The sequence below is a fragment of the Erysipelothrix sp. P66 genome, from assembly GCF_038682365.1.
GTDB classification, from domain to species: Bacteria; Bacillota_I; Bacilli_A; order Erysipelotrichales; family Erysipelotrichaceae; genus Erysipelothrix; species Erysipelothrix piscisicarius.
In genome coordinates this window covers 627,303-639,110 of sequence record NZ_CP152290.1, presented here as the reverse complement: position 1 = coordinate 639,110, position 11,808 = coordinate 627,303, and the positions used below count along the sequence as shown (strand labels likewise).

General features: G+C 35.6%; 16 protein-coding genes. 1 reads left to right on the top strand and 15 read right to left on the bottom strand.

Annotated elements, in window-relative coordinates; all coding sequences use genetic code 11:
* Positions 1 to 16: 16 nt before the first annotated feature.
* The 9 genes from AAG186_RS03125 to AAG186_RS03085 form a co-directional block, all read right to left on the bottom strand.
* On the bottom strand, positions 17 to 727 hold the full coding sequence (locus tag AAG186_RS03125) for a hypothetical protein (RefSeq protein ID WP_342621983.1): 711 nt from the start codon (positions 725 to 727) through the stop codon (positions 17 to 19).
* Positions 728 to 895: 168 nt separating this feature from the next.
* Positions 896 to 1,921 carry an ATP-binding protein gene (locus tag AAG186_RS03120; RefSeq protein WP_342621982.1) on the bottom strand — a complete coding sequence of 342 codons (1,026 nt, stop codon included), beginning with the start codon at positions 1,919 to 1,921 and terminating at the stop codon, positions 896 to 898.
* A gap of 63 nt (positions 1,922 to 1,984) precedes the next feature.
* On the bottom strand, positions 1,985 to 2,395 hold the full coding sequence (locus tag AAG186_RS03115) for a hypothetical protein (RefSeq protein ID WP_200548796.1): 411 nt from the start codon (positions 2,393 to 2,395) through the stop codon (positions 1,985 to 1,987).
* 67 nt (positions 2,396 to 2,462) lie between these two features.
* Positions 2,463 to 2,594 (bottom strand): hypothetical protein, encoded by a 132-nt coding sequence (locus AAG186_RS03110; RefSeq protein ID WP_342621981.1) that lies wholly within the window; start codon positions 2,592 to 2,594, stop codon positions 2,463 to 2,465.
* Positions 2,591 to 2,995 carry a RusA family crossover junction endodeoxyribonuclease gene (locus AAG186_RS03105; protein ID WP_342621980.1) on the bottom strand — a complete coding sequence of 135 codons (405 nt, stop codon included), beginning with the start codon at positions 2,993 to 2,995 and terminating at the stop codon, positions 2,591 to 2,593. The genes AAG186_RS03110 and AAG186_RS03105 overlap by 4 nt, the downstream gene beginning before the upstream one ends.
* Positions 2,988 to 3,254, bottom strand: a complete 267-nt coding sequence (locus AAG186_RS03100) for a hypothetical protein (RefSeq protein ID WP_342621979.1) — start codon at positions 3,252 to 3,254, stop codon at positions 2,988 to 2,990. Before AAG186_RS03100 ends, AAG186_RS03105 begins: the two co-directional genes overlap by 8 nt.
* Positions 3,247 to 3,507 (bottom strand): hypothetical protein, encoded by a 261-nt coding sequence (locus AAG186_RS03095; protein WP_342621978.1) that lies wholly within the window; start codon positions 3,505 to 3,507, stop codon positions 3,247 to 3,249. The genes AAG186_RS03100 and AAG186_RS03095 overlap by 8 nt, the downstream gene beginning before the upstream one ends.
* On the bottom strand, positions 3,491 to 3,724 hold the full coding sequence (locus AAG186_RS03090; RefSeq protein WP_275144309.1) for a hypothetical protein: 234 nt from the start codon (positions 3,722 to 3,724) through the stop codon (positions 3,491 to 3,493). Before AAG186_RS03090 ends, AAG186_RS03095 begins: the two co-directional genes overlap by 17 nt.
* Positions 3,725 to 3,994: 270 nt before the next feature.
* Positions 3,995 to 6,220, bottom strand: coding sequence for an AAA family ATPase (locus AAG186_RS03085; protein ID WP_342621977.1), 2,226 nt, complete (start codon positions 6,218 to 6,220; stop codon positions 3,995 to 3,997).
* Between the two features lie 99 nt (positions 6,221 to 6,319).
* On the opposite strand from AAG186_RS03085, the gene AAG186_RS03080 reads away from it, so the two are divergent.
* Positions 6,320 to 6,964 (top strand): hypothetical protein, encoded by a 645-nt coding sequence (locus AAG186_RS03080; protein WP_342621976.1) that lies wholly within the window; start codon positions 6,320 to 6,322, stop codon positions 6,962 to 6,964.
* 42 nt (positions 6,965 to 7,006) lie between these two features.
* Here the strand turns inward: AAG186_RS03080 and AAG186_RS03075 are convergent, their stop codons facing one another.
* From AAG186_RS03075 to AAG186_RS03050, 6 genes are read right to left on the bottom strand one after another with little or no spacing between them, the layout of a single operon-like run.
* Positions 7,007 to 7,165 carry a hypothetical protein gene (locus AAG186_RS03075; protein ID WP_342621975.1) on the bottom strand — a complete coding sequence of 53 codons (159 nt, stop codon included), beginning with the start codon at positions 7,163 to 7,165 and terminating at the stop codon, positions 7,007 to 7,009.
* Between the two features lie 16 nt (positions 7,166 to 7,181).
* Positions 7,182 to 8,768, bottom strand: coding sequence for a DEAD/DEAH box helicase (locus tag AAG186_RS03070; RefSeq protein ID WP_342621974.1), 1,587 nt, complete (start codon positions 8,766 to 8,768; stop codon positions 7,182 to 7,184).
* 3 nt (positions 8,769 to 8,771) lie between these two features.
* Positions 8,772 to 9,230: a DUF669 domain-containing protein gene (locus AAG186_RS03065; protein ID WP_342621973.1), complete on the bottom strand. Its 459-nt coding sequence runs from the start codon at positions 9,228 to 9,230 to the stop codon at positions 8,772 to 8,774.
* A gap of 18 nt (positions 9,231 to 9,248) precedes the next feature.
* Positions 9,249 to 10,328 (bottom strand): ATP-binding protein, encoded by a 1,080-nt coding sequence (locus AAG186_RS03060; protein ID WP_244660774.1) that lies wholly within the window; start codon positions 10,326 to 10,328, stop codon positions 9,249 to 9,251.
* A gap of 2 nt (positions 10,329 to 10,330) precedes the next feature.
* Entirely contained in the window at positions 10,331 to 11,611 is a 1,281-nt protein-coding gene (locus AAG186_RS03055; protein WP_342621972.1) for an AAA family ATPase, read from the bottom strand.
* Entirely contained in the window at positions 11,598 to 11,798 is a 201-nt protein-coding gene (locus AAG186_RS03050; protein WP_342621971.1) for a hypothetical protein, read from the bottom strand. The genes AAG186_RS03055 and AAG186_RS03050 overlap by 14 nt, the downstream gene beginning before the upstream one ends.
* Positions 11,799 to 11,808 lie beyond the last annotated feature (10 nt).

Genomic DNA, 11,808 nt, shown 5'->3' with positions numbered 1-11,808 from the left:
ATTTTTTCCATCCCCTCTAAACATTTTTTGGAGTTTTTTTTAAAGTCTTCTCGAAGTTAATTCTCTTATTATATGCTTCAATTATAAAATCAAATTTTCCGACTCCAAGAGGATTCTGAATTTCTTCTGTAATCAGTACAGCATAAAGAATACGCCTCATCATTTGCAATGATTCCAGATCAAAAGAATTGTAGTCATGATCTTCTTTGTCATCATTGATTTGTAAGTGAACTTTATTTCTCAAGACCTTCAATTTTTTTACTGCAGGAAAATTATTACTTTTTATACTAAGAAGTTTCTTACTATCTACTTTTTTTATCATTGAATCAAAATCCATTCGCATGTCATATTCTTTAACTTCAACAAATTCTTCGATTTTTAATTTAACCTTTTTACCATCTTTTTTTTTGGAATTAGTTTCATAATCATTATTTTTTATCCATGTTGTACGGTTCCAATTGCCAGTGTCATGTAATAAGTTTTTAAAAAGCATTTCGATGATTCCCATTCCAGTCACTATATAACTCTTGATATTAATCTTAAACAAGACCTCTGATAAATTTAATTCATCAAACTGCAGTTCCAAATATTGTAAATACTGCATGCTATACGCAAAATTTTTGCGTTCCTTGTAGCTACCTAATAGAATAGAGCGCTCTAAACTATTAACCGATGTTGGATACCATCTGTTTTTATTATTCTCTTCCTTTATTAGTGTCTTGAACATAATTACCCTCCCACTTTTCAGCATCCCAATCATAACAAAACCCCACCAGAGATACTAGTAGGGTTTAAGGGGGTTGACTCAGAAAGGAAAAGTCAATGAATGAATAAGTGTATTAGTCACAACTGCCACACTACCATAATAGCACCGAAAACAGGGTCGCGACGGTCATTAATATAGATCACGGCTCAATTTTCTAGATAAGCTAGATGACTTACTAAAAGCCAACTTATCTTGCTTTGCAAGTTCCTCTCCCTTTTCGATTATCGAATCAAAAATGTTGTCGAAATCAACTAACATTGTTGGTTTAATTCTTATCATTATTGCTGTTCCATTATGGTTTGAAATACTTTCTTTAATTAATAATCCGCTATTTTCAGAGCTACGTCCTATATGCTTTGAATTACTGCCGCTAGTTATAATAAACGACCCATCCAACGCGAGACATAATTCACTAACAACATATAAGCCAAATCCAGAATTTTTATCTGGATTAAATATAGGATTTTCCGACTGACTATAACTTTTAGAAACTCCAGGTCTCATCGCTAATTTAATTGCGTCATTATCATTTTCAATCAAATTTATATAATTCATATTCGATTTGAGGGAGTTTTTTATACCAATACCGTCATCTGCAATCGCTATTTCAATCAAATCATAACTAGGCCAGTATTGACCACAGATATATGCACATTCTGATTCACTATGCTCAAATATATTTCTAATCATTTCGCGAATTAAGTACTCAAACGCAATCTCCGATTCCGGATAATTTCTACTTAATACCTTCGCTACTCGAAATGAGTACTCCCTCAATGCGTCAATAAACTCTTTATTTTGATTTCTACACTTTTCCATAAGTATACTTTTCCGTACAATCGTAATGGGAATGTGTTTGGTAGATCCACTCCTACTATTCACTTTTAATCCTAAATTTTTCACACCAATGAAGTCATAAAAACACATGCTACCTGCATAGTCATTAATATCATTAAGATTTTCCGCAATGACTTCTCTATCATGCAGTATATCTCGTATTGCTAGTCCTACAATGATCATTGCAAAAGGATCACAATTGCGAATTGCAGTCAAATTAAACTTCACTTTAGGTTCTTGGTTAAGTATTAAATTTGCTTTTAATGTTCTTGCACTTTCTATAGAATTATATGTAGATAAATTTGGTATAGTTATCATTAATTGCCCTCCTCATCACTGATTAAACCATACCAAAACCTACACCGCTTGGTGTAGGTTTGTTCAAAATTTCACCATTAACTCATCTACTTTTCGCCTTAGTGTTCTTTCTGAACAATAAAAGCGTGTAGCTACTTTCTCAATGTTAATGTTTTTGATGTAAATATCAGTCACAATAACGCGATCAGAATATTCGAGGCTATCTAGGAAGTTTTTAATCTTATCAGTTCGATAACGAACGAGTGCTAACTCCTTTTGATAAATCTGCAGTTTATCTCTAAGCTCATTTTTACGCTCTTCAGGATTTAAACCGCTATTGCCGAGTATCAAAGGAGCAGACGATGATTTTACGGCTTCTAGTTGCGTTTCTAGCTCAATAATTCTACTCTCGTATTTGTGACACACGTTAAGAAGATACATGTAGTTTCGAAGTTCAGACTTAGCGTGATTTATCTTGGCGCGTTTATCAGTCACAGCAATCACGCAGATAGTTACTATTTTGTCGCATTATCTATCAACTCCTTTTAAGGTCTTACTTTCGTTACTTGCTATCAGGATCATCATGATTTTGAATTACTACTTCTCGAATTACTGAAAATATAATTGCCCAAACAATTGCAATGACTAGCATTAAAACTGAAGCCTTCAAAAACAACCATAAGTTGTCAATCATACCTCCAACTCCAACTCTTCAATTTTGATATAAATTCCTGGCACTTTGTCATACATTTTCTCGACTAGCATAGACGTAATCTGAGCATCATCATTCCAGAATCCTAAATCTGTCATACAATCGATAAGTAATTTTTGCATATTATCTAAATCGGGCTTTGTAGGCTTATAGGCGCCTCTTTTATGTCGCGTGGTTTCTTTGTATAACCAAACAACTTTCAAGCGAATTGGGCCATTTATTGAAGCCTCAGGAGCAAATTCGTAAAGATATCCCATCAACTTCGCGCGAGCTGCTTTCAATTTGGGCGGTTCATAGAACACTGGCTTGCCACTTACCACACGTACCTTCTTTTGCTGATGTGTTGTCGTAGGAGTAATCATCGGAATGAAAAACTCAATCATCAGCTTCACCAACTACAAGTTTAATAATCGCAGAAATAAATGGTTCCAAACACATCATCACTTCCTCTACCGCACGTTTAATCGCATGAAATAGTTCAAAAGCAAAATTTGTATAATAATTTACAATCTTATGCAAGTGAAAATTTAATCTACGTTTGAACTTATACTTTGAACAGTCCGAGAGATATTGGAAGTCTTTTGAGTTCTGAAACTCCAACAATTCAGTTATCTTTGCCATATGCATTTGTAAATCACTCATAATAGCCACGCTCTCTTTCGATATCCGACTTTGATGCTCTAAAGTAATTCGTGTAATTATCTGGAATCACAAGTTTCAATCGAAACGCTTCGATGAGATCAATCCACCCCTTACCTTCAAGATACACGTCGTAATTCGATACAACGTCATCATCAATCCAAAATTCAGTAGCAACAATAATTCGATTCAAGTCATGTTCGTGGAACATGTTGCTGTTCCCAATAACTCCTGTTAATTTATTTCTTACTCTCATAATCAACACCTTGCCATTGTCCAGTTATAGGATTAAATTTTAAATCGCCTGACTGTTTAAATTGATCCCAAACAAAACTCAAAATATCAGGTTGACTAATTAACCATTGGACAGTTTCACTTTTTGTTATATCGAATTGACAATTCGGATGTCTATGATATGACGGTGGCATATTTCTACCGACTAATAATTTTTTGCTTCGTCTAACTTTTCTCATTAAGGCGTACTCCTTTCTTTTTTAAAATTTGCCTTTGTCATGGAAAGGGGAAAGTAGGTGTGGTGGGCAGCGCTTAAGCCCACCTACCTTTTACCCCATGACCTCGTGAGAGGGAAACACAACTTATATTATTTATATAATATGTTTTTCTTTCCCTAGGGAAATTATCGACTTTTTCCCTACTTTCCCTGCCTTTTAGGGAAAGGAAATTTACGGTGTTTTTCCCTTATTTTCCCAAAGGAAAGAAAGGGAAATTTCTCGATGTTTCCTTCATCCTTTTTTACCTACAATTCCTTCTTCTATCCAAAAACCACCATGTTCTTTAATTCTATTTCGAATAGTTTTTTCAGTTACTTGTAAGTATTCTGCTATATCTTTTATCTTAATTTCTTCTCCTATGTCTAGAGCAAAATATGCAGACTCAAGTTCATCTTGACGTTCTTTTTTTCGTTCTTCAGGAGTTTTTTTCTTACTAATGTTTTTACTCCATACCGGTTGAATCATCCCTTTAGGATCTACATCAGCTAACACTCCCACCTCATCTACTTTGTGGATTGGATACTCGAACCAGAGGTTTAGTGGTGGGAATTTAGGGTATTCTCTAAGCGTCCCTTCTACACGCCATGCAGAGCGATTTACGAGTGATATTTCCACTTCTTGAACTCTAGAATCTACCTCGAATATTTCGTCTTTCTTTAAAGCTAAATTGATATATTCCTTCATTTGGAATTTACTTAATACATCATCTTCACCAACAACTTCTTCATAATATTTTGGATTTCGCTTTTTAAGTTCCTCAGCATAGATACTTGCAATAATTCGATTATGTTCTTGATTAACTAATTCAGGTGTTAATTCTAATTCTACTAAATCAATAAGTGCATCAGGGTCCCGTGCAAACACGCCCGAACCACTTGCTCTATCCATTGATTTTTTACTACCTTGTGAGCCTTTACTGTGATGGTGACAATAAATAACCGAAGCACCTAACTCACTGGCTACTTTATCGAATTGATTTGTAAAATGAGCCATCTGCTCTGCAGAGTTTTCATCTCCTGTAATTACCTTGTAAATTGGATCAATAATCACTGCAATATACCCTTGTTTTTGAGCCCGTCTAATGAGCTTAGGAGCGAGTTTGTCCATTGGCACTACTTTGCCTCTAAGATTCCAAATATCGATGTTCTTGAGGTTTTTAGGCTTAATTCCAAGTGATTTATAAACGTCTTTAAAGCGATGTAGGGCTGATGCTCTATCAAGCTCTAAATTGACGTATAAGACTCTTCCTTGTGTACACTGCCAGCCAAACCATTTATTACCTTCTGCAATAGCAATTGTTAGTCCAATCAATGCGAAAGACTTCCCTGCCTTGGATGGTCCCGCCATAAGCATCTTATGGCCTTGGCGTAAAACACCTTCAATTAATGGAGGTGATAATGGTGGCAAGTTATCAAACACTTCAATCAAAGGTTCTGGATCAGGTAAATCATCATTTACACCTTCAATCCATTCTTCCCACTCAGCCCATGATCCTTTTCCAATATTTGTGGCCATCAGAAATTGTTTCTTACCATTTCTCACGACACCGGGCATTCGACTTAGGCGTGCTGCATTTCTGTTTTGAGTATCGACTTCAAGACCATTCTTCTTACAAACATCATAGAGATAATTAACACGTTTTCGATATTCTTCCATTGTTGCAGCTTCAACTTTGACCACTGCATGAATGGACTTACCACCACTATATACAAGTGTCGCTACAGGAAGTTCTAATTCTCTAATGATGGCATGTTGTCGTTCAACAGGAATCGAATCTGACTCTACAAGTGCATATCGATAATCTGTTACATTTTCATTTTTAACACCCTTACCATCTAAAGGGTTGAATCGTATCCATGCACCTGCTTCTGGTTTGTAATCACCAATGACTGCACCAATATCATTTTTGTACTTATGCAATTCTTGGATTAACTCACCTGCAGTTCGGTCAAAGTTTCCTTTTTGAGGTAAGTATTTACCATCATCATTTTTATAGGTGGAGGTGACATAGCCAACATTTTCAGTTGACTCAAATAAAACTTGTAAATATTTTATAAGTTCTTGAACAGGATGCCAATTATCCTCTGACGGCTCATCAATTTCTCTATCTTCAAGCCAATACTTATCGATGACAACGAGTTCATCTTGTTCAATTTCATCATCCCAGTCGAGTGCATAACCCGCATCATATTTTGGGAATTCAAATCCTTGTTCTCTCGCGAGTTGAACAATTGTTCCACCTGTTACAATCGTTCCTGCTTGTTCATTGAATGTTTCCCATTTCAGATAACACTCTCCTGGTTTATACCTTTCGGTATCTTTAGATGACCACAAATCCCAATCATAAGCAGAATAACCTTCATGCTTCAAAGCCATTCCGACTTGAACCCATTCTGTATATGATAATTTGGATGGATCAATATTTTTTATTATACTTAATAGATTTACTTCATTCATGTTTTCTCACTTTCTAATTCATTATTTGTAAGTATAGTAATATACAGATACATTCAATCTTTTATTTTGGTATCATTACTTTATTAAGGGGGAACAAAAATGTTCATATTAACTTTTTTCGAAAGAATTCCAATCACTCTCGCAACTACAATACTGGCAAATATTGATAACTCAATCTCAATATCAAATTGGCCCGACTATAAATTTAGTTTTCCTGAATTCCTCATCAACCATTTGCTTCCAATTGTTATTACGACTTTTTTAACTCTATTCATTACTTTATTTTATGACAAATCGCGAAATCGAGAGTTGAAAAAAATTCAATTTCTTGAGGGCGTAGAAAAATATGTTGAGGAGTATATTTCCATAAACGAAACGCTTTTATCGTTATATTTTGATGAACAGAATATCAATATATATAAAAACTATTTTCTCTTAGCTTCTAGAATTAGAGAAAACCACAATAGAGTTATATTACACATCACACGATTCAACTCTACATTAGACAGGATAAGCAGTACAAAATTCATCAAGAACCGGAAGAATAGTGAAATCCTAAAAACAAAATTAGATGACTTTAAATCTAATATTTTACTTGCTAAAGATTCTTTATTGAATGCTTTAGAATTGTTAAATCAAGAGGAAAAATCATACGATAAAGATACCTTTCTTGAACTATTAAGCGAATCAGTAATATATGATCTTAATCACCAATTAGTGGAAATAACAGCATTACTTTTATAGTTATTATAAATATCATCTACATCATCTACTAAATTACTAAATTTAAATTAATCTACGAGCGTTTTCAGACGTTCGTTTTTTATATGTCTTAGAGTTGTAGAAAAGAACTGATTCAGGTTTAATTCTTAATATCTTAGCAATTTCTTCAATTGTTCCGATCGCTAAAATTTCCTCTCCTTTATAGACTGCATAAACTTTCATATCATTACTACTCCTCTTATTCTGGCTTATACGTTCTCGGTTCAATACCCGGAGGGACTTGTCTCCATCCTTGAGCAGCAATTCTACTGATCATTTTATTTGCTGCTTCAAAGGACCAACTTCCTACATGTTGGAAATCAAATCGTTCCAATAGTCTTATCTGTTTTGGTGTGGCAAGACCTGCATCGCGACGCTTATTAATTCTGTCAATGAGTAGTGATGCCTTGCCTGCATTATCGATTTCATCAGGTAGTATCCCTGCTTTCTCTAATTGCTGAAGTTGCTTACTTGTAGGTGGTCCCATTTCCCATCCAAAACTTGGTACATAATTAGATAGGTCTTCTGCTTGAATGCTTAATTCAAATTGTAAAGGATCTACAAGTGCTCGCTTACGCTTGCGCATCTGCGCTAGCTGTTCTGCGAGGGCTTCTTCCCTTTGCGATACAACATCTTCTTTTGCCCTTTCCTCAAGAAGTTCTATATCTAGAGCAATACCTGCATTATCTTCTGATATCTTAGTAATTGCTTTTGCAACCTCCTCATTTTCTGCAATTAAGTGAGCCGGGTGTACTAAGTCATGACGTTCGGTATGCCATAGGAAATCTAAGAGTAATAATTCCTCTTTCCCAGGATAAAGTCTCGTCCCACGACCAACCATTTGAGAATATAAGCTTCTCACTTTTGTTGGTCTAAGTACGACGATACAATCCACGGCAGGACTGTCCCACCCCTCAGTAAGTAGCATAGAATTGCAAAGCACGTTGTATCTGTTGTTTTCAAAATCTTCCAAGATTTCAGTTCTATCAGAACTACTTCCATTTACTTCCGCTGCTCTAAATCCTTTTTCATTTAAAATATCTCTAAACTTTTGTGAAGTAACAACTAACGGTAGAAACACTACCGTTTTTCTATTTTGGCAGTGCTTAGCCATCTCATCGGCGATTTGATATAAATACGGGTCTAGGGCAGTTCCAATATCACTTGCCTTAAAGTCTCCTGCTTGTTGTGAGACACTTGATAAATCTAATTGTAGCGGAATTGTGAGAGCCTTAATCGGACTTAAGTATCCTTCTTTAATCGCTTGTGGTAATGAATACTGATAGGCTAACGTTCCAAAGTATTTACCTAGATTTTTCATATCACCACGATCAGGAGTTGCAGTAACTCCAAGTACATCTGCATTTTCAAAGTAATTTAAAACTGTCTGATAACTATCAGAAATACAATGATGCGCTTCATCAACAACTATAAAATCAAAGTGTTCTTTGCTAAATTGATGCAATCGTTTTTCACGCATCAAGCTCTGAACACTACCTACAACAACACGTTCCCAACTATTGAGACTCGTAGACTCTGCTTTTTCAAGAGCAGTCCTAATTCCTGATGCCTTATACAGTTTATCGGACGCCTGTTCAAGAAGTTCTCCTCGATGTGCGAGGACAAGCCCACGCTTGCCCTCTCTAACTTTTTCTTCTATTACTTTAGAGAAAACTATTGTTTTTCCGCATCCAGTTGGTAGCACGAGTAATGTTCTCTTAGTGCCATTATTCCATTCATTAAGAATCGCATTCTTAGCTGATTCTTGATATGGTCTTAACTCCATGGTCTAAAAACCCCAGGATGCTTGTTGATTTACGACTTCCTCTTCTTTTGGATAGAACTTATCGACTTCGTTGTATAAGTTACCATTATATTCTCGGTTCTTAATTTTACATTTACCGACTTTACCAACAATCATGTTCCATTGTGGTTTAATTTTTTCACCTTTTTTCTTCATGCCAAGTGATGCAAAAAAGGCACTGATAGTCCATTCCGTTCTGCTGTGAAGTAGTATTCGATTTTGAACATCAACTTGTCGACCAGTGTTAGGGTCTTCTACAGTCAATGTTACTAAAGCCATATTACAAGCTGGCATTTTCTCACTTCCGTCAAAACGACCTCGTTCAAATTTCTTAACTACAAAATCATAGTTTCCAGGATTTAAAATAATAAAATCTTCTCCATCATCTTGAATTTCATCATCCCATCCTAGTTCGCGTTCAATTTGATTATTATTTAATGTCATTATTTTTGTCCTCCTATTTTAAAATGGTAAATCGTCACTGTTTATATCTAAAACAGGTTCTCTCATATTTCGAATCTCTTGAATAACTTTTGGCCAATTAGCCACAAGTGCTCCATCAGTATATTCTTGTGGTAGATTTTCTAAAGGTGTTCCTTTTGGAAAATGCCCTTTTATATCGATTATGTAGTGCATCAACTCAGATTTAGTTACCTTATCGGTTTTAAGTAAATCTTGCAACGCTATACTTAAACACTCAAAATCATTTTCAGTATCAGTCGAAATATTTTCCTCTGATGTTTCTTCTTGCACTTCGTTTTGATATGAATTATCTTCATTCACAACTTGTTTGGTTTCAATAATTGGACCAACAAGATGATCAGGAATATGTAATGCAATTTCTTTAAATTCAAATGCAAGTTTATCAGCAAGGCCCCAACGATTTTTAGCATCCCATGCTGGATTATGAGAAGTAAACATTACACGTGCACCACCTTGTGCTTTATTTTTACCCTTTGCAGCACCTTGATTATCGACATTGACTACATGAATTTCATAAGTCGCAAATAAAACTGCATCCGCCCATTCTTTAGTTAGAGGCGACGTTTTCTTTTCAAGTTTAAGCTCCCATCTATCATAAGAACCTAATTCTTGAGGTTGTTCAAATTTACGCATCATGGCATGCGCTAGGATTAAGACATTGATTCCAACGTCAACAACTTCCTGTAATTTATTAAGGAATCGACCCCACTCCTCTGCAAGCATCGTATACCCTTTCCCATATCCAAAATCCTCAATGGACTTAATCTTTGGATACTGGCCTATAAGATACTCTTTGGCCAGTTTTTCAGCCCAATCAGCAGTGTCAATAACGTATGTTAGACAAGGTTTATTTTGTTTAACATATTCGATTTGCGACAATAACATTGGCCATGAAGTTGGTTTATCGAATCGCGCTACATCAAGATGCATCGTAGATCCTTCTGTGTCGCTAAATAATGGATTTGGAAACATTGAAGCAAAGGTAGATTTCCCAATTCCTTCAGGTCCATACAAAATAACTTTTTGAGCCTTTATCACTTTACCTTTCGTTATATTCATGACTAAAATTCCCATCCTTTCTCTTCAACTTTCATGTCGTTTTCTTTTGGTAGTGTCTCCTGTCCCACGACATATCCATCTTCAATAATAATTTGACACTCATCTCCGCTTGAGACACGTGTCGCAATCGCTTGTAAATCTTCTTGCTCCAACCATTCACCAAATTCTTTCATGGTATCGATATCCATTTGTTCTAATTTATCGATTAGAACAAACCCACATTCAGGTTTAAGTTTTCGTACAATTGCTGTCGCAACGCGTAATTGTTCAGAGCCTGACATGTTGTCCCAATGCTGATCATTGAATGTTAATTCCCCATCAACAATACTTAGCCCTGGTAGCGGTAAATCTGCTCCTTTCAATAAATCGAGACGTTCCTTACGAATTGCATCGATTTCTTCATTTAAATCCTTATATTGTTGACTGTAATACTCCGCTTCTTGTTCTGCTTGGTCTTTCTCTAAATTGATTCGAATTTTTGCATTCGTTTTATCAATATTAGCGATATTAGCTTCAAGTTCAGCTGTTGATTCATCATGCAAGTCTAATGCAGACTTACGAGCTTCTACAAGGTCGTTTTCGTTGGCTTCTAGCTTAGTTTGGTAATCTTGAAGTATTTCTTTTAGACGTTTATTTTCGTCCTCTAGATGGGCTAAATTGCGTCGTTTACGCTCTTTTTCTGCGTTCCGTGCCAGAATATCCTGCTGCTGTTTAATTAAATCTGATGCACTAATCAGCTCTTCAGGAACGCCTTCATGACGTGGCATTTCTTGAGCATGTTTCTTTTTAGTATCAGCAATTTTACCGATTGCCAAACGTTCCTGATAGAGTTTATTTTCTAAGTTATCAAGTTCAAATAACTTATCGCCTACCCCAATAATTTCTAAAAGTGTTCGTGCCTTTTCTTTGCTTGTAGCTTCCATAAATTTGGGTAAGTCCAGTGCAAGTTCTTCTACAAAAGAATCTAGCAAAGCCTGTCCTGCTTTATTGCCTGATGGATCAATTACTTTTAAATCGCTATTTTTCCCTTTGCGTTCTACGATTAAGCCATTACTTAACTCAACTCTAAGTGATGGTGGTGTTACGGAACCTTCTCTTCGTGGATTTGATGGCTGATATTTTTTACCACCTAGTGCCCAAGCAATAGAGTCTAGTACAGATGTCTTCCCTTGATTATTTTTTCCACCAAGGACTGTCAGACCTTTTTCAGATGGTACAACATGTACGGCTCGTACACGCTTAACATTTTCAATTTCTAATTTACTTATTTTAATGGAATTCATTCAAGTTTCCCTCTCTTTCTAGTTTTTCTGTAAATTCACAAGAACCCAGGATTGTTAAAATTTGTAACTCAGTTGGAATCCCTGCTTCATGGATTGCTTTACATAAACCTACTAATGCATTTAATAGAAAGCATTGTGTTCCATTACATTTGATATCAATTCCATCTTTTTCTTTCTTAATTATCACACTGTTTTTA